This is a genomic window from Citrobacter sp. Colony219 (assembly GCF_019382635.1).
In the GTDB taxonomy this organism is placed as follows: Bacteria; Pseudomonadota; Gammaproteobacteria; order Enterobacterales; family Enterobacteriaceae; genus Citrobacter; species Citrobacter youngae.
This window is the reverse complement of sequence record NZ_CP080033.1, coordinates 3695326-3715997: the sequence shown is the minus strand read 5'-3', so window position 1 is coordinate 3715997 and position 20672 is coordinate 3695326. Positions and strand designations below refer to the sequence as shown.

Annotated in this window: 20 protein-coding genes; 11 read left to right on the top strand and 9 right to left on the bottom strand. The window is 52.1% G+C overall.

Translation table 11 applies throughout. From position 1 onward, the window contains the following. The first annotated feature begins 282 nt into the window (after positions 1-282). Positions 283-1581, top strand: coding sequence for an MFS transporter (locus JTI85_RS16675; RefSeq protein WP_219351773.1), 1299 nt, complete (start codon positions 283-285; stop codon positions 1579-1581). Here JTI85_RS16675 and JTI85_RS16670 read toward each other — a convergent pair. From JTI85_RS16670 to trxC, 5 genes are all read right to left on the bottom strand, one after another. After that, positions 1578-1901 carry a YfiM family lipoprotein gene (locus tag JTI85_RS16670; protein WP_048210876.1) on the bottom strand — a complete coding sequence of 108 codons (324 nt, stop codon included), beginning with the start codon at positions 1899-1901 and terminating at the stop codon, positions 1578-1580. The two genes, JTI85_RS16675 and JTI85_RS16670, sit on opposite strands and share 4 nt — an antisense overlap. Before the next feature lie 44 nt (positions 1902-1945). Continuing rightward, entirely contained in the window at positions 1946-3301 is a 1356-nt protein-coding gene (gene pssA / locus JTI85_RS16665) for a CDP-diacylglycerol--serine O-phosphatidyltransferase (protein ID WP_048210877.1), read from the bottom strand. A gap of 114 nt (positions 3302-3415) precedes the next feature. Then, positions 3416-6076 carry a protein lysine acetyltransferase gene (gene pat / locus JTI85_RS16655; RefSeq protein WP_219351771.1) on the bottom strand — a complete coding sequence of 887 codons (2661 nt, stop codon included), beginning with the start codon at positions 6074-6076 and terminating at the stop codon, positions 3416-3418. A 36-nt stretch (positions 6077-6112) separates the two neighbouring features. Beyond that, on the bottom strand, positions 6113-6811 hold the full coding sequence (tapT, locus tag JTI85_RS16650) for a tRNA-uridine aminocarboxypropyltransferase (protein ID WP_061068369.1): 699 nt from the start codon (positions 6809-6811) through the stop codon (positions 6113-6115). Positions 6812-6880: 69 nt separating this feature from the next. Next, a complete protein-coding gene (gene trxC / locus JTI85_RS16645; RefSeq protein WP_003037559.1) occupies positions 6881-7300 on the bottom strand; it encodes a thioredoxin TrxC in 420 nt (139 codons plus the stop codon). 207 nt (positions 7301-7507) lie between these two features. Here trxC and JTI85_RS16640 point away from each other — a divergent pair, with 207 nt between their 5' ends. Next, on the top strand, positions 7508-8587 hold the full coding sequence (locus tag JTI85_RS16640; RefSeq protein ID WP_048210880.1) for a tRNA/rRNA methyltransferase: 1080 nt from the start codon (positions 7508-7510) through the stop codon (positions 8585-8587). A 33-nt stretch (positions 8588-8620) separates the two neighbouring features. Here JTI85_RS16640 and ung read toward each other — a convergent pair whose 3' ends face one another. After that, positions 8621-9310, bottom strand: coding sequence for a uracil-DNA glycosylase (gene ung / locus JTI85_RS16635; protein WP_124022087.1), 690 nt, complete (start codon positions 9308-9310; stop codon positions 8621-8623). A gap of 317 nt (positions 9311-9627) precedes the next feature. On the opposite strand from ung, the gene grcA reads away from it, so the two are divergent. Next, a complete protein-coding gene (grcA, locus tag JTI85_RS16630) occupies positions 9628-10011 on the top strand; it encodes an autonomous glycyl radical cofactor GrcA (RefSeq protein WP_005121223.1) in 384 nt (127 codons plus the stop codon). A 79-nt stretch (positions 10012-10090) separates the two neighbouring features. Here grcA and eamB read toward each other — a convergent pair whose 3' ends face one another. After that, on the bottom strand, positions 10091-10678 hold the full coding sequence (gene eamB / locus JTI85_RS16625) for a cysteine/O-acetylserine transporter (RefSeq protein ID WP_199963062.1): 588 nt from the start codon (positions 10676-10678) through the stop codon (positions 10091-10093). 102 nt (positions 10679-10780) lie between these two features. Here eamB and JTI85_RS16620 point away from each other — a divergent pair, with 102 nt between their 5' ends. Further along, complete coding sequence (locus JTI85_RS16620; protein ID WP_105242187.1) at positions 10781-11677, top strand: LysR family transcriptional regulator; 897 nt, start codon at positions 10781-10783, stop codon at positions 11675-11677. Positions 11678-11694: 17 nt separating this feature from the next. Here JTI85_RS16620 and srmB read toward each other — a convergent pair whose 3' ends face one another. Next, positions 11695-13023 (bottom strand): ATP-dependent RNA helicase SrmB, encoded by a 1329-nt coding sequence (srmB, locus tag JTI85_RS16615; protein ID WP_061068367.1) that lies wholly within the window; start codon positions 13021-13023, stop codon positions 11695-11697. 130 nt (positions 13024-13153) lie between these two features. Here srmB and trmN point away from each other — a divergent pair, with 130 nt between their 5' ends. Further along, positions 13154-13891 (top strand): tRNA(1)(Val) (adenine(37)-N(6))-methyltransferase TrmN, encoded by a 738-nt coding sequence (gene trmN, locus JTI85_RS16610; RefSeq protein ID WP_137363678.1) that lies wholly within the window; start codon positions 13154-13156, stop codon positions 13889-13891. On the opposite strand, the gene nadB is transcribed toward trmN, so the two are convergent. Next, complete coding sequence (gene nadB / locus JTI85_RS16605) at positions 13876-15498, bottom strand: L-aspartate oxidase (protein ID WP_137363679.1); 1623 nt, start codon at positions 15496-15498, stop codon at positions 13876-13878. The two genes, trmN and nadB, sit on opposite strands and share 16 nt — an antisense overlap. A gap of 263 nt (positions 15499-15761) precedes the next feature. Between nadB and rseD the strand changes: the two genes are divergently transcribed. The 6 genes from rseD (at position 15762) to lepA (ending at position 20667) form a co-directional block, all read left to right on the top strand. Beyond that, a complete protein-coding gene (gene rseD, locus JTI85_RS16600; protein ID WP_124022090.1) occupies positions 15762-15926 on the top strand; it encodes a rpoE leader peptide RseD in 165 nt (54 codons plus the stop codon). Further along, positions 15923-16498 carry an RNA polymerase sigma factor RpoE gene (rpoE, locus tag JTI85_RS16595; RefSeq protein WP_003037573.1) on the top strand — a complete coding sequence of 192 codons (576 nt, stop codon included), beginning with the start codon at positions 15923-15925 and terminating at the stop codon, positions 16496-16498. The genes rseD and rpoE overlap by 4 nt, the downstream gene beginning before the upstream one ends. Before the next feature lie 31 nt (positions 16499-16529). Continuing rightward, entirely contained in the window at positions 16530-17180 is a 651-nt protein-coding gene (gene rseA, locus JTI85_RS16590; protein WP_219351769.1) for an anti-sigma-E factor RseA, read from the top strand. After that, the gene (gene rseB, locus JTI85_RS16585) at positions 17180-18136 is read left to right on the top strand and encodes a sigma-E factor regulatory protein RseB (RefSeq protein ID WP_048210886.1); all 957 of its coding nucleotides are present in this window, start codon (positions 17180-17182) and stop codon (positions 18134-18136) included. Before rseA ends, rseB begins: the two co-directional genes overlap by 1 nt. Further along, entirely contained in the window at positions 18133-18597 is a 465-nt protein-coding gene (rseC, locus tag JTI85_RS16580; RefSeq protein WP_048210887.1) for a SoxR-reducing system protein RseC, read from the top strand. Before rseB ends, rseC begins: the two co-directional genes overlap by 4 nt. A gap of 270 nt (positions 18598-18867) precedes the next feature. Further along, entirely contained in the window at positions 18868-20667 is a 1800-nt protein-coding gene (gene lepA, locus JTI85_RS16575; RefSeq protein ID WP_005130327.1) for a translation elongation factor 4, read from the top strand. The last annotated feature ends 5 nt before the right edge of the window (positions 20668-20672 follow it).

The window sequence follows — 20672 nt, the reverse complement described above, 5'->3', positions numbered from 1 at the left end:
AAACTGCCAGGCATCAATTAAGTGAAGAAGCCCATCCTGACGGATGGGCTTTTTTGCGTCTGTGCGGGGTGCACATTGCCGGATTAAGCGCAGCGCATCAGGCAATTCTGACAGCCAACCTGGTTCTCTTCCTTCGAACATTTCTTAATCCTTTTCCTGCTAATTAAAATTGTGATCTATCTCTCATAATAAATTATAACAATTATATAACATTTAATTTACTAAAACAGACATGAAACATCATTGATAGATTCATAAGATCCTGGCAGGGGTACAATTCTAATGGCTGATAGCAGTGTAACTGAGAACGGGGCGCTGGCAGATGGCGACACCCGTCGTCGTATATGGGCAATTGTTGGTGCATCGTCAGGGAATCTGGTTGAATGGTTTGATTTCTATATTTACTCTTTCTGCTCTCTCTACTTTGCTCATATCTTTTTTCCATCTGGAAACACCACCACGCAACTCTTACAAACCGCCGGCGTTTTTGCTGCAGGCTTTCTGATGCGGCCAATCGGGGGATGGTTTTTTGGTCGTATTGCGGATAAACACGGGCGTAAAAAGTCTATGCTGCTGTCCGTTTGTATGATGTGCATGGGATCGTTGGTGATCGCTTGTCTTCCGGGATATGAAACCATCGGCACCTGGGCTCCCGCGCTATTACTGCTGGCCAGATTATTCCAGGGGTTATCTGTTGGTGGGGAATATGGAACCAGCGCTACCTATATGAGTGAAGTAGCCGTTGAAGGTAAGAAAGGTTTTTATGCCTCATTCCAGTATGTGACGTTAATCGGCGGGCAGTTACTGGCATTGCTGGTTGTGGTCATATTACAGCAAACGTTAGAAGACTCGGCGCTAAGAGCGTGGGGTTGGCGTATTCCCTTTGCGCTGGGAGCCGTGCTGGCTATTGTTGCGCTATGGTTGCGTCGCCAGTTGGATGAAACCTCGAAACAGGATGTCCGTGCGTTGAAAGAAGCGGGTTCTCTGAAAGGGCTGTGGCGTAACCGCAAAGCCTTTCTTATGGTACTGGGATTCACCGCTGCTGGCTCGCTGTGTTTTTATACGTTTACGACCTACATGCAGAAATATCTGGTTAATACGGCTGGTATGCATGCCAATGTGGCCAGCGGCATTATGACAGCTGCATTGTGCGTGTTTATGCTGGTGCAACCGCTGTTCGGTGCGTTGTCAGATAAAATAGGCCGACGGACTTCAATGCTGTGTTTTGGCGCGTTAGCCGCGATTTTTACTGTTCCCATTTTGACCGCGTTGCAAAGCGTGACGTCTCCTTACATGACGTTTGCTCTGGTGATGTGTGCCTTGTTGATCGTGAGTTTCTATACGTCAATTAGCGGTATTCTGAAGGCCGAAATGTTCCCGGCGCAGGTGCGTGCTCTGGGGGTTGGGTTATCTTATGCGGTGGCTAATGCTTTGTTTGGTGGTTCAGCCGAATATGTTGCGTTATCCCTGAAGTCTGTCGGCATGGAGACATCATTCTTCTGGTATGTCACCGTGATGGCGGTGGTCGCATTCCTGGTTTCGCTGATGTTACACAGTAAGGGAAAAGGTTTACGCCTCTAATGGTGTGCCAGTTGCCAAACGGTATAGCCGGTTGATGCGCCCGCCACATCCCAGGCAAAGTCTTTCCAGCTCCAGCCGCTCCCAGCGGGGCGGCTATCCCACAGCTCTTTTGATGCACCCAGGCTGACTGAGAACATCAAACCGATAGCTGCGCTACGATCGCGATTGTTTCCCTGATGCTGTGCATACTCGTTCCCCGCTGCGGCAAGCATGGCCGAGGCGATAAAGTGTTGAGCTTTGTCTTGCCCACTCCAGCTGTCGTTAGCCATGTGGCTACAACCGGAAAGAAGCAAAACACTGGCAAGAATACACAGACGCATCGTTGCCTCCATAGGAAAAACCCCGTCGCTGGACGGGGTCTTGATTACAGAATACGGCTGATTAATCTGTCGATTCGAATACGGCGTAATCGACGGATGAGCTTACGTACTTTGACTGGATAGTCGGCAATGCTCTGCAGGTCGCGATAGTGTTTCACGACGGTGGTGTGCGTGCGGATAAGCTCCAGCTCTTTATCACGCTGAGGAGTCAGTTCCTGCTGGGGATCATGGATAAGAATGGCGTTTTCCAAATCCAGCCGCCAGGCTCGGGGGTTAAGATTATTGCCGGTAAGCAGCATCCATTTATCATCAACCCACATGCCTTTCAGATGATAGGTGTTGTCATCATCTTTCCATAAGCGCACGACCAACTGGTCGGTATTCACGTAATACTGCAGTCTGCTCAGGAAACGGCGCAGATTTATTTCATACAGATAAGGCAGCGCACCGATGATCTTGAATGGCTCATCTTCCGGAATGAAGAAGTCGTTGGCGGTTTTATCACCGACAATGATTTCGACCTTTTTCCCTTCACGCAGCAGTTGAATGATATTGCGCACCAGGATGGCGGGCAGGTTGAAATAAGGGGTACAGATTGTGAGTTTGTGCTCCGCGCAGGGCATAAGATGGAAAATGGTCTTATTTAACAGACTGGATTTTCCGAGCCCAACCAGCGGCGTGACCGAAAGCTGCTCGTTATCCGCATCACCCTGAAAATGGAAGGATGCATCGCGCAATTCCTGACGGTACAGGCGGATATCATTTTTAATTTCCGGGCTTTTAGGACGATGGATATCATCGAGACGATTAACGCCGCGCCCATTCATCAGATTCTGCGTAACCCAATCGTACATTATATCGGCCATCTTCGCGTTGCGAATCAGCTGATAGCGGTCATAGCGGTATTTATCATGTTGGTGTAAGTAAACATCGTTCAGACTGGCCCCGCTATACAGGACGCTATCATCAATGATAAAGCCTTTAAAATGCAGAACACCAAGCGCTTCACGGGTGTTAATTGGCACGCCGTAGACAGGGATATCGATACCAGGATTTTCTTGCGCCATGCGGCAATACCAGTCAGCGTTGGTATTGGATGCCGCAACACCAATGCGTCCACGCTGGGCTCGATGCCAGTCGACAAGCACCCGGATATCCAGTTCAGGACGCTGCCGCTTTGCCGCATAGAGCGCGTCGAGTATGCCTTTACCGCCGTCATCCTGTTCCAGGTACAGCGCAATAATGCAGATCCGTCGCGTCGCGCTGGCTATTTTCTCCAGCAGAGTCTCCCTGAAATTTGCGGGAGCATAAAAGAAATCTACATCATCAACTGACTGAGAAATCTTAGGTAGTTGGGCAAGGTGTTGTTGATGTTTATTACGCTTAAATTTTGACAACATCACAGTGCATTTCTTCTCTGTTCATTGAAGGGTCCTCTGTGCTTTGCAGACGACATAAGCGGGCAATGATACCACCAGTACCCATTAATGTGGTCAACATTTCCAGTACCTTACTCACGATTCCTCATATTGGGCCAGATTCAGCGTTAGCCCAACAATTCCCTCTTCGAGCTGGACATCGACATCAAACCCGAGTTTTCGGGCCAGGGCGACCATCCCCCGATTGTTTGGCATCGTAATACCATTTAAACGTCTAAGTCCGTGATCTCGGGTGTATGCAATCAACTTTTCCATCAACCGACGACCTAAGCCCAGCCCTTTGAGGTCAGAACGAACCAGCACGGCAAACTCGGCGTCAACGTTATCAGGATCCGAGATTGCTCGCGTTACGCCGAGGATCTCTTGCTGATTATCTTTACAGCGTACTGCCACAAAGGCCATTTCCCGATCGTAGTCGATCTGTGTCATATTGGCTAAATCTTCGTGGGTAAATTCGTTTATCTCACTGAAATAGCGATAATAAAGATCTTCTTTCGTTACCTGAGATATGAACTGCTGCAGATGAGGCTCGTCCTCCGGCAAAATGGGACGGAACAGGCAGCGATCGCCATTTTTCAACTCCACCCATTCTTCAAGCTGATGGGGATAAGGGCGTACCGCCAGCCTGCTTTCGTTATCGCCCGTGAAAGGGGCAATATCCAGTGTGACGTCCAGTGCAGTAAATTCCCCAGCAGAGGCCAGTAGAGGATGGATATCCAGGCGCTGAATTTCCGGACAATCGACGATCAGGTTGGAGACCTGGACCAACAGTTGGCTTAAACCTGCAATATCTAAGGGCCGTAGTGCGCTGCGAGCGCGGATCTTTTTGTTTTTGATCCCCTGGATCACCAGATAACGCGCCAGATTCATGTTCAATGGAGGCAAGGCCACCACGGCTTGCTCGTCTGGACGCCACTCAACCCCGCCTTCGCCCAGCATAATCAACGGGCCAAACACAGGGTCATGTTCAACGACGACGCGCAGTTCCTGAGCGCCAGCGCGATTTGCCATACTTTGTACTAATAAACCGTGAATGCGCGCCTGCGGCCAGGCCATTTTTACCCGATCAAAAATCGCATTGGCTGCCTGCTGCACCTCTGTTGCCGTACGCAGATAGAGCATTACCCCCTGAACTTCCGATTTATGCGGGATATCAGGAGAACGCAGCTTCAGTGCTACCGGGTAACCGATTTGTTCTGCGATATGTACGGCTTCCGCACTGTCGCTGGCGATCCATGTCGGCAGTGTGTGTAAGCCATAGGCGTGTAAAATCGGCTGCACTTCATGGGTATCCAGCGATGTCGCTCCCTCAGCAATCGCCTGCTGTAACAGACTATGCGCTTCGGCGGTGTTAGTGGTCAGGCTATCGGGTAGGGCTGGTGTTTCTCGCAGTTGCTTCTGGTTACGCCGGTACTCCACCATATGCATAAATGCAGTGATAGTGCCTTCCGGCGTACGATAGGTGGGTAATCCGGCTTCACTAAACAGCCTGCGGGCTTCCTGGGATGAAAACTCGCCGCACCAGTTGGTCAGCAACGAGACGAACTTGCCGCGCGGATGGCGCTTTACCGCTTCGATCAACGCTTGCGCGCTTTCGGTTCCGGGGGCGGCTGCGCTGGGTGAGTGAATCACCATCAGTGCGTCGAAATCCTGACTGGCGAGTAAAATATCCAGTGTCTTGACGTAATGTTCGCTGCTGGCATCATCACGCAGATCCAGTGGGTTGGCGATATCCACGTGAGCAGGTAGGGCATCGCGTAATTTCTGGCAGGTTTCTTCACTCAGCGCGGCCAGCTTACCGTTTCGCGACCACAGTTCATCTAATGCCAGCGCCGCGGGAGCGGCCCCATTGCTGATGATCATCAGCCTGTCGCCACGTAGCGGACGCATGTGGCTCAGGGTTTCGACTGCCGAGAAAAGCTCATGAGTGTCCTGAACGCGCAATAAACCAGCGCGTTGAATCGCCGCATCCCAGGCCGGGTCCATTCCGGCACTGGTATGCAGTAAACGCTGCGCTGCAGGGCTGCGACCGCTTTTAATCACCAGAATAGGTTTATTGCGCGAGGCGCTACGCGCGGCGGAGACAAAACGCCTTGCATCGCTTAAATGTTCGAGGTAGAGCAATATCGCGCTGGTTTTGCTGTCGCGGGCCAGGTAATCCAGCAACTCATCAACGTCGATATCCAGGCTGTCACCCAGCGCGATAAACCAGGAAAAACCCATGTCGCGCTGCTGCGCCCAGTCCAGAATGGTGTTGGAAATCGCAGCCGACTGGGAAATAAATGCCAGCTTGCCGCGCTTGATGGGGACGGGGGAAAAGCTGGCGTTAAGCCCCTGCCAGGGCGCGAGAAGTCCCAGACTGTTGGGCCCCAGCAGACGTATGTTGTAGCGTGATGCACAGGCCAGCAGCTCCGCGTGTTGCGCCGTGGGAGCCGAGAGAATAATGCAGGTTTTACAGCCTTTCTCGCCAAGCGCTTCGAGTAATGCCAGGTTACGGCTGGCATTGGTGCACAACACAGCGAGATCGGGGCTAAAAGGCAGGCTGTTGATATTGGGCCACGCCAGTACGCCCAACACGGCTTTCCAGGCGGGGGTCACTGGTAAAACGGGGCCGTTGAACCCTCCTGCCAGCAGGTTACGCATCATCAGGTATCCTGCTCGATTGGGCTTCATTGACGCCCCAATCACGGCAATGGATTTCGGTCGCAGTAGCGCTTCCAGACCACGTTGACTCATATCGGCTTCCTTAATGACTCCAGTGACCGAATGATTTTAAACGCTTTCTGTTGAATCTGCTGTGACGCTTCCCTGATGTTGAGTTTTTCCTGCCAGGTAGCGTGTTTTAAAGCGCGTGAAGTGCTCACCTAATCCTTCGGCTGCCTGCGTATCACCTGCCAGATCCAGTAAAGCAATTGCCACTTCGGCAGTGCAATATTGCCCCTCGGCATGGACTTCGCGCAGATGGTAAGCGGAGAGGCGTGATAAATCGACGGAGATCACCGGCAGGTTATCAAGGTACGGGCTTTTGCGGAACATTTTGCGTGCTTCTGGCCAGGTGCCATCAAGCATAATGAATAGCGGTGGTTTACCGGCTGGTGGTGTGAAAATGACCTCACGCCCCTCGTCGGCATAAGATGCCGGGAATACGACCATCGGCTGATAATCCGGATTTTTCACCAGTTCAAGCAGCGCCTGCGGTGGCTCGGTGCGTGACCACTGAAAAGCCGTTGTTTCGGGCAGGATATCGGCAATTAAACGCCCGGTATTGCTGGGCTTCATCGGTTCGGTATCAAACATCACCAGGCAAAAACGGCTTTTCGCCTGAGCTGGCGTCAGCGTTTCACACAGGCACAGTTTCAGCGGCAGCAGGCAGCGCTGACAGCGACGGATGCGATTACCTCGGGCAAGAAAAGGGCGCGTGGCGCGCGCAAGACGCTCGGCACGTAACTGGAGAACGGCGTTATTGGTCATCGGGAAGCACGTTGAAAAATGCTATTGTCTCAGAGGACAAAACGGGGCACAAGATGTGCCCCATAGAGTTTATAATGATTCGTTAAGCCAGCTATCAAACGGAGCCTTAGGTACGGCACCATTAAGCATGTCGACGATTTCACCTTTTCTGAAGATCATGATGGTCGGGATGCTGCGGATACCGAAGCGGGCGCTGAGCTCACGTTCGGCTTCCGTATTCACTTTAACAAAACGTACTTTACCGCTACGTTCTTCCGCGACATCTTCAAAAATCGGAGCGAAGTTGCGGCATGGACCACACCAGGGGGCCCAAAAATCAACCACCACCGGGAGATCGTCTTTTAACAGTTTATCCAGTGTTTCACCGGTCGCATTGATCACCTCCCCATCAAACAGGTCGTGACCACAGCGTCCGCATTTAGCCGCTTCCTGGACACGATCGTCGGGGATGCGGTTGATAGCCTGGCAGCTGGTACAAACGGTATTCATAACTAACCTCTGGATGAGTGGAGTGGACTTCACGGCAGTAACGCCAGTATGTTTCTATTATGTTACATATTATCGGGGAGTCTGTTCTAAACAACAATGCGTTTTATTCAATGAGTACAATAGTCCTTAGCTTTTAAATGAAATAATGGCTAACGACGTGCACATCGGGTAATCTGCGCGCTTCGCGCAGAGCAGGTGGAGAAAAACATGAGCGACGAACTGAAGAACAAAAACGGCAAGGTCAAAGTGATGTACGTCCGCAGTGACGATGACTCGGATAAACGCACCCAAAATCCACGTACTGGTAAAGGCGGCGGTCGCCCCGGTACTTCCCGAGCCGAAGGCGGTCGTCGCCCTGCCCGTGATGACAGAAAGGGTCCGAACAGCGAACGAGGCCGTGAACGTGGTCGTGACCGCGATGTTGAACGCGATCGTAAACGTGAAGATTCGCCATGGCGTACCGTGTCCCGCGCCCCGAGTGATGACGCAGCGGAAAAAGCCGATCACGGCGGTATCAGCGGCAAAAGCTTTATTGATCCGGAAGTATTACGTCGCCAGCGCGCGGAAGAAACTCGCGTTTACGGTGAGAATGCCTGTCAGGCTCTGTTCCAGAGTCGTCCGGACGCTATCGTCCGCGCCTGGTTTGTTCAGAGCGTCACCCCGCGCTTTAAAGAAGCATTACGCTGGATGGCGGCAAACCGCAAAGCCTACCACGTGGTTGACGAAGCCGAACTGGCGAAGGCCTCCGGCACTGAACACCACGGTGGTGTCTGTTTCCTGATTAAAAAACGTAACGGTACCACCGTTAAGCAGTGGGTTGGTCAGGCGGGCGCGCAGGATTGCGTACTGGCGCTGGAAGATATCGCCAACCCGCATAACCTGGGCGGTATGATGCGTAGCTGCGCACACTTCGGTGTGAAAGGCGTGGTGGTGCAGGATGCGGCGCTGCTGGAATCGGGTGCGGCTATCCGTACCGCTGAAGGGGGGGCTGAGCACGTTCAGCCGATTACCGGTGACAGTATTGTCGACGTGCTGGACGATTTCCGTAACGCGGGTTACACGATAGTGATGACCTCAAGCGTGAAAGGTAAACCGCTGTTTACGACCACGCTGCCGGAAAAAATGGTGCTGGTATTAGGGCGTGAGCGTGAAGCTCTGCCGGAAGCGGCATGCTCAGCCGACGATTTGTGCGTAGCGATTGACGGTACCGGCAACGTAGAAACGCTTAACGTTTCTGTTGCGACCGGCGTGCTGCTCGCGGAGTGGTGGCGTCAGAACAAAGCCTGATAATAAAAATGCCAGCGAATCGCTGGCATTTTTTTACTCGCTTTCTGCGGGTAATATCGGCATCCAGTCAATCGGTTTTTCACCTCGTTGTTCCAGCCATTCATTAGCCAGTACAAAGTGATTGCAGCCAAAGAAACCGCGATGTGCAGAGAGCGGTGATGGGTGTGGCGCTTTCAACACATGGTGACGCTGCGCATCAATAATCGCGCCTTTCTTCTGAGCATGTGAACCCCAGAGCAGGAAAACCACACCTTCCCGATGTTGGTTAATCAGGCTGATGACTTTATCAGTAAACGTTTCCCATCCCAGACTGGCATGCGAATGCGCCTGACCCGCCCGAACGGTGAGAACGGTGTTGAGTAACAATACGCCCTGGCGTGCCCAGCTTTCCAGGTATCCATGTGTCGGACGGGTAAATCCCGGGATGGTGGCTTCCAGCTCTTTATACATGTTCAGTAGTGACGGCGGAGTGGCGATGCCAGGGCGTACAGAGAAGGCGAGACCGTGTGCCTGGCCTGGGCCGTGGTAGGGATCCTGACCCAGGATGACAACTTTCACGTCACCAAGCTCGGTAAAACGAAACGCGTTAAACACATCTTTTTGCGGTGGATAGATTGTCATTCCTGACTGACGCTCGCCGGCAACAGTATGCAGTGTGTTAACAAAATAAGGCTGCTGTTTTTCTTCAGCCAGCACATCGTGCCAGGTTAATTCGGTGGCCATCTCGCTCTCCTGCGAATTTTCAATCCTCCTAGCTTAACTGCTTCTGTCGACGTCGCAAAATTCTGTACGTTTCTCAAAGCGCTACCTCTTAAAGATAGTTGAAAATTTATGTAAAAAGTTTACCCGTGCATATGGTGTAAGTTGATGTAAAACAATAAAATCCACCTATCACCACTTTTCACGTGTGGTTTTTATTGATTTAAATCAAAGATTCAAGGGTGTGTGAGGGGTATATATACACTCAAGCAACAATGGTTTTACCAATTGGCCGGATGAGGCCAACCGAAATCAAATAATTTTGCCGGGGAGGCATCAACATGATTACAGGTATCCAGATTACTAAAGCTGCAAACGACGACCTGCTGAACTCTTTCTGGCTGCTGGACAGCGAAAAAGGCGAAGCACGCTGCATCGTTGCGAAAGCAGGTTTCAATGCTGATGACGTCGTTGCTGTCAGCAAACTGGGCGAAATCGAATACCGTGAAGTACCGGTAGATGTACAGCCAGAAGTTCGTGTAGAAGGTGGTCAGCACCTGAACGTTAACGTTTTGCGTCGTGAAACACTGGAAGATGCAGTTAAGCACCCGGAAAAATATCCGCAGCTGACTATCCGTGTTTCTGGTTATGCAGTGCGTTTCAACTCTCTGACCCCAGAGCAGCAGCGCGACGTTATTGCTCGTACCTTTACTGAGAGCCTGTAAGGCTCGCGGGGAATAACCCCGCTCAGCAGAGAATCTACAAGCGGAAGACGCCAGTGCGTCTTCCGCTTTTTTGTATCCGTTAGTAAAAAATTCTCACCGCACAATACACCAACAGTAATGCCAGAATGATATTCAACTGCCGACCGTAACGGCGAAAGATGCGCTGAAAAAGATGGCCCGCCAGCGCCCAACAGGCATTCCCGAAGGTGCCGATGAGCGCCAGCAGAATACTCACTCCAATCAACCAGTGCGCGTCCTGTGTATACGGCAATACAAATGTGGATAACGCGGTAATGCCGTACAAAATGATTTTGACGTTCACAAACTGCAAACCAAAACTCGCCCAAAAGCTAATCGGTTCCGCCTGCAGGCTATCGTTTGAGGCTGGGCTGGTGGCGATTTTCAGCGCCAGCCATAAAATGTAGGCTGCCCCTGCCCAACTCAGCCAATGAATAATAGCCGGATCCAGGACGGCCAGCGAAAACGAGATCCCGGCGCACAGCAGCATGACGATTAAAAAGCCCAGACTCATTCCGGCCAGAACACGCGTGCTTTGACGTAAGCCATGTGATGTCGCCGCACTCAGCGCGAGGATATTATTCGGGCCGGGTGTTAGCGCAGTAATCAGTGTATAGGTCCAGAATGCACTTAAAAGCATGGGGGTCACTTGTTATCTCCTCTGTTTTAGCAGACAGTACCCGAGATATAAGGTTTAAAAAAATGAATGTTTTTGCATTTTGAATTCGATAATTTCGATAGGTTGGTGAGGATGGATTTACGTCGGTTTATTACGTTAAAAACGGTAGTGGAAGAGGGCTCATTCCTTCGGGCTTCACAAAAGCTTTGCTGTACGCAATCAACCGTAACGTTTCATATTCAACAGCTTGAACAAGAACTCTCAGTACAGCTATTCGAAAAAATTGGCCGGCGGATGTGTCTCACCAGTGAGGGCAAACGGCTGATGCCGCATATACATGACCTGACGCGTGTGATGGCATCGATCCGTCAGACGGTGCAACAAGATGCACAGCCGAGCGGCGATCTCCGCGTCGCAACCGGAGAAACGTTACTGGCCTATAAAATGCCGCAGGTTTTACAGCGCTTTAAACAACGCGCTCCCAATGTTCGGTTGTCCCTACAGTCGCTCAATTGTTATGTCATTCGTGATGCCCTGCTGGACGATGAGGTTGATCTGGGGGTGTTTTATCGGGTTGGGAATGATGAGGCGCTTGAGATGCTGTCACTGGGTGAACAGTCACTGGCGCTGGTCGCCTCTCCGGCTCTTCAGGATGTTGATTTCACTCAGCATAATCAGCATATTCCCTGCAGTTTTATCATTAATGAACCGCAATGTATTTTTAGACAGCGTTTTGAAAGTCTGCTGCGTAAGCGGCAGATAACGCTGGAAAATACTATTGAGCTATGGAGTATCGAAAGCATCAAGCAGTGTGTCTCTGCGAATCTTGGTGTCAGTTTTTTACCGCGGTTTACCGTTGAGAAGGAATTACACTCAGGAGAATTAATCGAGTTGCCGTTCAGTGAAAAGCCTGAATTGATTACCGCATTGTGCGCACATCATGCCGGAAAAGTCGTTAGCCCGGCGATACGGGTTTTTATGGAATGTATTACAGAGAGCTTTGCTGCGCATGAAAAAATGCCGGGCTAAACGGCCCGGCATTCAGTTTACTCTTTGTCGGACTGCTGGGTAGCAGCTCCGCTCGGCTTACGACGTTTGCCGATATTTTTAGCGTCGCGGTGACGTTTTTTCACCCGCGGCTTCTCTTTCTCTTTCGCTTTTTTCTCGGCGCGCTTCGCCAGCACTTTCTTGGATGGCTTACCGTTGGATTTCTCACTTGGCGCGCGCGTGGTTGGACGCAGTTCGTCGATGACGCGTGCTTTCAGCGGCTCGTCAATATAGCGGCTCGCTTTGCCGAGCAGCAGGTGGTCATGCGCTTCAACCAAAGAGATTGCAGTACCTTTACGCCCGGCACGACCGGTACGACCAATGCGGTGCAGATAGGCATCGCCACTGCGCGGCATGTCGAAGTTAAACACGTGGCTGACGTCAGGAATATCGATCCCGCGAGCGGCAACGTCGGTGGCTACCAGCACGTTCACGCGACCATCGGTCAGGCGTTTGATCGCTTCGTTACGTTTGTTCTGCACCATCTCGCCTTCGAGATAGCAGTTATTAATGCCTGCCTGGCGCAGCCAGCCAGCCAGCTCGTGCACACGTTCGCGTTTGCGTACAAAGACAATTGAGCGGGTCGCTTCCGGCTGTTTTAACAGATGGATCAGCAGGGCAGTTTTGTGCTCGATATCATCGGCACGGTAGTAAAACTGATGGATCTTCTTGCGTTCGCGGGTGGACGGATCTGCCGAGACTTCGACAGGATCTTCCAGCAGACGCTCGGCAAAATCTTTGATCGCATCGCCTTCCAGGGTGGCGGAGAACAGCATCGTTTGCTTACGCCAGCGGGTTTCACCGGCGATATGTTCGATGTCCTGGGCAAAGCCCATGTCCAGCATACGGTCTGCTTCATCGAGGATCAGCGTTTCAACTGCATGGCAGTCGAAGTTCTCTTCTTTAATGTATTGCAGCAGACGACCAGTGGTGGCGACCACGATGTCCTGGTTTTCGCTAAAGACTTCCATGTGGTTCATGTAAGCCACGCCGCCGGTAATGGTGGCAATATCCAGATGCGTATTTTTGGCCAATTCACGGGCGTGTTCGGCAACCTGCATCGCCAGTTCGCGCGTCGGTGTCAGGATTAAAATGCGCGGTGGACCTGATTTCTTGCGCGGGAAGTCGAGCAAGTGCTGCAACGCTGGCAGCAAATATGCCGCCGTTTTACCGGTGCCTGTCGGCGCAGAACCGAGTACATCGCGGCCATCGAGCGCAGGCGGAATGGCGGCAGCCTGAATGGCGGTCGGGCGAGTGAAACCTTTTTCCTGGAGGGCTTCCAGCAGGCTTTCATCGAGTTCAAGTTCGGAAAAAGTCGTTACAGTCATGTTCTACCTCTGAGTGGGGCGCTGATTATAGACGTTACGGCTGCAATCTTCATCTGTTTGTATGGATATACCTTCTCAGGTATTGTTTTTATCCTATGTTATCGTTTTTTTTCCAGGAAGGTTGTTCTTCATGCCCCAGTCTACATCCGTACTTAGACGTAATGGATTTACTTTTAAGCAGTTTTTTGTGGCACACGATCGTTGTGCAATGAAAGTCGGAACGGACGGCATTTTATTGGGAGCCTGGGCCCCCGTTGCGGGCGTAAAGCGGATCCTGGATATTGGTACCGGGAGCGGCCTGCTGGCGCTGATGCTGGCCCAGCGCACTGAGGAAAACGTCATCATTGACGCCGTGGAGCTTGATGTCGACGCCGCGCAGCAGGCGCAGGAGAACATCGCGCAATCTCCGTGGATGCATCGTGTGAACGTGCATACGGAAGATGCCCAGCAGTGGATACCGCGCCAGACCGTGCGTTTTGATTTGATAATCAGCAATCCTCCCTATTATGAACAGGGCGTGGAATGTGCTACGCCGCAGCGCGAGCAGGCACGTTACACCACCACGCTCGATCATCAGGCACTGCTTACGCTGGCGGCGGACAGCATTACGGAAGAAGGCTTTTTTTGTGTGGTGCTACCGGAGCAGATTGGTAACGCATTTACTCAGCAGGCACTTGGCATGGGCTGGCATCTGCGATTGCGCACAGATGTAGCAGAAACCGAGGCCCGTCTACCGCATCGGGTATTGCTGGCATTCTCCCCGCAGGCCGGGGAGTGCTTTAGTGACAGGTTGGTTATCCGTGGGCCAGACCAGCGTTACTCTGAAGGTTATACGGCGCTGACCCAGGCATTCTATCTGTTTATGTGATGACTGAGCGGCGAGAGAATTGACGGGCCCGCCTCTGGAAGCTGTTCTGGATAATCCAGCGTGTAGTGCAGGCCCCGACTCTCTTTGCGCATCATCGCGCAGCGGACAATCAGCTCGGCAACCTGCACCAGATTGCGCAGCTCCAGTAGGTTGTTCGACACACGGAAATGGGCGTAATACTCGTCGATTTCCTGTTGCAGCATGGTGATACGGCGCAGGGCGCGCTCCAGACGTTTAGTGGTGCGCACGATGCCGACGTAATCCCACATAAACAGCCGCAGCTCATGCCAGTTATGCTGAATGACAACCAACTCATCCGGGTTTTCTACCCGGCTTTCATCCCAACCCGGGAGCGAGTTAACGCCGCGGGCATAAGGCATTCTGCGGTCAATATCTTCCGCCGCAGACCAGCCATACACCAGACACTCCAGCAGCGAGTTCGACGCCATGCGGTTGGCGCCATGCAGGCCGGTATAACTCACTTCGCCGATCGCATACAGCCCGTCGACATCTGTACGACCAAAGTCATCAACCATCACGCCGCCGCAGGTATAGTGCGCGGCAGGAACGATAGGGACCGGCTCTTTGGTCAGATCGATGCCCAGTCCCAGCAATTTTTCGTAAATCATCGGGAAATGCTGGCGAACAAACTCTTCGGGCTTATGGCTGATGTCGAGGAACATACAGTCAGCGCCGAGGCGCTTCATTTCGTGGTCGATGGCACGGGCGACAATATCACGTGGGGCCAGCTCGCCGCGCTTGTCAAAGTCGGGCATAAAGCGTGAGCCATCCGGGCGTTTCAGGTGTGCGCCTTCGCCGCGAAGCGCTTCAGTCAGCAGAAAATTGCGCGCCTGTGGATGATACAGCGCGGTTGGGTGAAATTGGTTAAATTCCAGATTGGCGACGCGGCATCCTGCGCGCCAGGCCATCGCAATACCGTCGCCCGAAGAAATATCCGGATTGGTGGTGTATTGATACACTTTAGAAGCGCCGCCAGTGGCCAACACTACCGACTTCGCATGGCAGGTCTCAACGGTTTCTTTATTACGATTCCAGATCCAGGCTCCGACAACCCGACGTGTTCCCGGCAGGCCAATTTTATCAGAGACAATCAGGTCCACGGCGTTACTGCGCTCCAGTACCCGAATATTCGGATGACTTTGCGCCTGGCTGACCAATGTGGTTTCGACCTCTTTACCAGTGGCATCTGCCGCATGCAGGATTCGTCGATGGCTATGGCCGCCTTCTCGGGTCAGATGATAGCTCTCTTCGCCATTGGGTTGAACCTGAGTATCAAATAAGACGCCTTGATCAATTAGCCACTGGACACACGAGCGGGCGTTACTGGCTACAAACTCAACGGCATGACGATCGCAAAGACCGGCCCCTGCAATCAGCGTGTCTTCAACGTGGGAGTCAATGCTGTCGGTTTCATCGAAAACAGCGGCGATGCCACCCTGAGCATAAAATGTCGAGCCTTCACTAACTGGCCCTTTGCTCAGGACAATGACCTGATGTTTTTCAGCCAGGCGTAGCGCCAGTGAGAGTCCGGCAGCCCCGCTGCCAATGATCAGCACGTCACAGGATAATTCGGGAGTCGTATTCATGATTTTTGTTTAATTTACTAAACAGTGTTCGTTCACCATAGCACCATACTGCGCGATACTGCACGTTTTATTTTCAACTGTGTTGCAATGGCTAAACACAGGGGAAGAGAATGTGGATGAGTGAAAGAGCAAAAATATTTTGTGAAGCAGGCCGTTAGCATCAGATTATGAGGTGAAATAAAGTGGCTGTTGGGTTACTCTGCTGGCGGTGAAATGGGCATTTCTATACAGATAGTGCGTTGATCGGGTTATGTAGACTTATAATGAGAGATAAGACCTGTCTACAACATGACAAACAAAAACAAATGCGTAACGGAACTTTACGAAACTTGAGCACTCTAAGCTTTTGCTTGCTCATAGTGAAGCTTATGGAGTGGCGTTTCGAAAGCGCGTGGAAATTTGGTTTGGGGAGACTTTACCTCGGATGAGCGAGCAGTTAACGGACCAGGTCCTGGTTGAACGGGTCCAGAAGGGAGATCAGAAAGCCTTTAACTTACTGGTGGTTCGCTACCAGCATAAAGTGGCGAGTCTGGTTTCCCGCTATGTACCGTCGGGCGATGTTCCCGATGTTGTACAAGAAGCATTTATCAAGGCCTATCGTGCGCTGGACTCGTTCCGGGGAGATAGTGCTTTTTATACCTGGCTGTATCGTATTGCGGTCAATACGGCGAAGAATTACCTGGTCGCTCAGGGGCGTCGTCCACCTTCCAGTGATATAGATGCGATAGAAGCAGAAAATTACGAAAGTGGCGGTGCGCTGAAAGAAATTTCGAACCCTGAGAACTTAATGTTGTCAGAAGAACTGAGACAGATAGTTTTCCGAACTATTGAGTCCCTCCCGGAAGATTTACGCATGGCAATAACCTTGCGGGAGCTGGATGGCCTGAGCTATGAAGAGATAGCCGCTATCATGGATTGTCCGGTGGGTACGGTGCGTTCACGTATCTTCCGAGCGAGGGAAGCTATTGATAATAAAGTTCAACCGCTTATCAGGCGTTGACGATAGCGGGATACTGGAAAAGGTATTAGGCATGCAGAAAGAAAAACTTTCCGCTTTAATGGATGGCGAAACGCTGGACACTGAGTTGCTCAAAGAGTTGGCTCATGACCCGGAAATGCAAAAAACCTGGGAGAGTTATCACCTGATTCGCGATTCCATGCGAGGTGATACCGCCGACGTTCTCCATTTCGATATTTCCGACCGCGTAATGGCTGCTATCGCAGATGAGCCAGTACGTCAGGCGGTGCCATTGATCCCTGAGGCCCAGCCAGCACCGCATCAGTGGCAGAAAATGCCATTCTGGAAGAAAGTGCGTCCGTGGGCTGCGCAGCTTACCCAAATGGGTGTGGCCGCGTGTGTATCACTTGCAGTTATTGTTGGCGTCCAGCACTATAATGGACAATCTGAAACGTCCCAGCAGCCCGAAACGCCGGTATTTAATACATTACCGATGATGGGTAAAGCCAGTCCGGTGAGCCTGGGTGTACCTTCTGACGCGACTGCCAGCGGCGGTCAGCAACAGCAGGTACAGGAGCAGCGTCGTCGTATTAATGCCATGTTGCAGGATTACGAACTGCAACGTCGACTGCACTCCGAACAGCTTCAGTTTGAGCAGGCGCAAACACAGCAAGCCGCTGTCCAGGTGCCAGGAATTCAAACTTTAGGAACGCAATCGCAGTAATGAAGCAACTTTGGTTTGCCATGTCACTTGTGGCTGGTAGCCTGTTCTTCTCTGTAAACGCCTCGGCCAATCCTGCGTCCGGGGCGTTGTTGCAGCAGATGAATCTGGCCAGCCAGTCGCTCACCTATGAGCTGTCATTTGTCAGCATCAATAAGCAGGGCGTTGAATCCCTACGTTATCGCCATGCCCGCCAGGACAACCGCCCTCTTGCACAGTTGTTGCAAATGGATGGACCGCGTCGGGAAGTGGTGCAACGTGGCAATGAAATCAGTTACTTTGAGCCAGGACTCGAACCGTTCACGCTGAATGGCGACTATATTGTTGATTCTCTGCCATCCCTGATTTACACCGATTTTAAACGTCTTGCACCCTACTATGATTTTATCGCGGTAGGACGCACGCGTATTGCCGACCGACTCTGTGAAGTTATCCGCGTGGTAGCGCGTGACGGTACGCGTTACAGCTACATCGTCTGGATGGACACCGAAACCAAGCTGCCAATGCGTGTCGATCTCCTCGATCGGGATGGCGAAACGCTTGAACAATTCCGCGTTATCGCCTTTACCGTCAATAACGGGGTTAGCGACAGCATGCAGACGCTGGCGAAAGCAAATCTTCCGCCGTTATTGTCAGTTCCTGCGGGGGAGAAAACGAACTTCAACTGGAGTCCATCGTGGTTACCGCAAGGCTTCAGTGAGGTTTCCAGCAGTCGACGCCCGCTGCCGACAATGGATAACATGCCGATTGAATCGCGCCTGTATTCTGATGGCCTGTTCAGTTTTTCTGTGAACGTGAACCGCGCGTCGCAAAACAGCGCCGATCAACTGCTGCGTACCGGACGTCGAACGGTCAGTACTACCGTGCGGGATAATGCCGAAATCACCATTGTGGGCGAGCTCCCGCCGCAAACGGCAAAGCGTATCGCGGATAATATTAAGTTCAGGGCCGCGCAATGATTAAAGAATGGGCAACAGTCGTCTCCTGGCAAAATGGCCTGGCGACGGTCAGCTGCGATGTTAAAGCATCGTGTAGCAGCTGCGCGTCGCGGGCTGGATGCGGCAGTCGTGTGCTGAACAAACTGGGGCCGCAAACAACGCATACTATCGTGGTACCCAGCGATGAACCGCTGACGCCTGGGCAGAAAGTTGAACTGGGTATTGCCGAAGGGAGCCTGTTAGGCTCGGCGATGCTGGTTTATATGTCTCCGCTGGCGGGACTCTTTATTTTTGCTGCGCTGTTTCAGGTGCTGTTTGGCAGCGATATCGCCGCACTCAGCGGGGCGATACTGGGCGGTGTGGGGGGATTCCTGATTGCGCGAGGATATTCCCGTAAGCTTGCTGAGCGCGAAGCCTGGCAACCGGTTATTCTCAACGTAGCTCTCCCGCCCGATCTGATTCGTGTTGAAACCCCGCAGTGATATCTTTGCCTGATGGCGCTGCGCTTATCAGGCCTACAGCGTCCTCAGATGCAAAGGTAGGCCGGATAAGGCGTTTATGCCGCCATCCGGCAAAAGTTTCACTGACTTTGCAAAGTTGTTTCCAGTTCCCGCTATCCTTGCTCTATGAACATTTCCTCGCCTCAGCGATGTAGTGTAGAATGCGGCGTTTCACTAAAACAGACGTTAAGCTCAGAACAGCGACTTCTCAGAGCCTGCCCAGGCAGGCGTAAGGCACAATAATTACACTATATGAAGAACATACGTAACTTTTCAATCATAGCTCACATCGACCACGGTAAATCGACGCTGTCTGACCGTATTATCCAGATCTGCGGTGGCCTGTCTGACCGTGAAATGGAAGCGCAGGTTCTCGACTCGATGGATCTTGAGCGTGAGCGCGGTATTACTATCAAAGCGCAGAGCGTGACGCTCGATTTCAAAGCATCTGATGGTGAAACCTACCAGCTTAACTTTATCGACACCCCGGGCCACGTTGACTTCTCTTATGAAGTTTCACGCTCGCTTGCCGCCTGTGAAGGCGCACTGCTGGTCGTTGATGCCGGGCAGGGGGTTGAAGCGCAAACACTGGCTAACTGCTATACCGCCATGGAAATGGATCTGGAAGTGGTGCCAGTACTGAACAAAATTGACCTGCCAGCCGCCGATCCAGAGCGTGTGGCGGAAGAGATTGAAGATATCGTCGGTATTGATGCGGCTGACGCTGTCCGTTGCTCGGCGAAAACCGGTGTTGGCGTGACCGACGTTCTTGAACGTCTGGTGCGTGATATTCCGCCGCCAGAAGGCGACCCGGAAGGCCCGTTACAGGCGCTTATCATCGACTCCTGGTTCGATAACTATCTCGGTGTGGTCTCGCTGGTGCGTATTAAAAACGGTACCATGCGTAAAGGCGACAAAATCAAAGTGATGAGTACCGGTCAGGTCTACAACGCTGATCGCCTGGGTATCTTTACGCCGAAACAGGTTGACCGTACAGAACTGAAGTGTGGCGAGGTAGGTTGGTTAGTTTGCGCCATTAAAGACATCCTCGGCGCACCGGTAGGCGATACCCTGACGCTGGCTCGTAACCCGGCAGATAAACCCCTGCCTGGCTTTAAAAAAGTGAAGCCGCAGGTATATGCGGGTCTGTTCCCGGTCAGCTCCGACGACTACGAAAACTTCCGTGATGCGCTTGGTAAGCTGAGCCTCAACGATGCTTCCCTGTTCTACGAACCGGAAAGTTCTACCGCGCTGGGCTTCGGCTTCCGCTGTGGCTTCCTGGGGCTGCTGCACATGGAGATCATTCAGGAGCGTCTGGAACGTGAATACGATCTGGATCTGATCACTACCGCACCGACCGTAGTGTATGAAGTGGAAACCACGGCGAAAGAGACTATCTACGTCGACAGCCCGTCCAAACTGCCGCCGCTGAATAACATTTACGAACTGCGCGAGCCGATTGCTGAATGTCATATGCTGCTGCCGCAGGCATACCTCGGCAACGTTATTACACTGTGTATCGAGAAGCGTGGTGTACAGACCAACATGGTTTACCACGGTAACCAGGTTGCGTTGACCTATGAAATTCCAATGGCGGAAGTGGTCCTCGACTTCTTCGACCGTCTGAAGTCGACTTCTCGCGGCTATGCGTCGCTGGATTATAACTTCAAACGTTTCCAGGCCTCCGACATGGTACGTGTTGATGTTCTCATCAACAACGAACGCGTCGATGCACTGGCGCTGATTACCCACCGCGATAACTCCCAGAGCCGTGGCCGTGAACTGGTCGAGAAGATGAAAGATCTGATCCCTCGCCAGCAGTTCGATATCGCAATTCAGGCAGCCATTGGTACGCACATCATTGCGCGTTCAACGGTTAAGCAACTGCGTAAAAACGTTCTGGCTAAGTGCTACGGTGGCGATATCAGCCGTAAGAAAAAGCTGCTGCAAAAACAGAAAGAGGGTAAAAAGCGAATGAAGCAGATCGGTAACGTCGAACTGCCGCAGGAAGCCTTCCTCGCTATTCTGCATGTCGGTAAAGACAGCAAATAATCTTA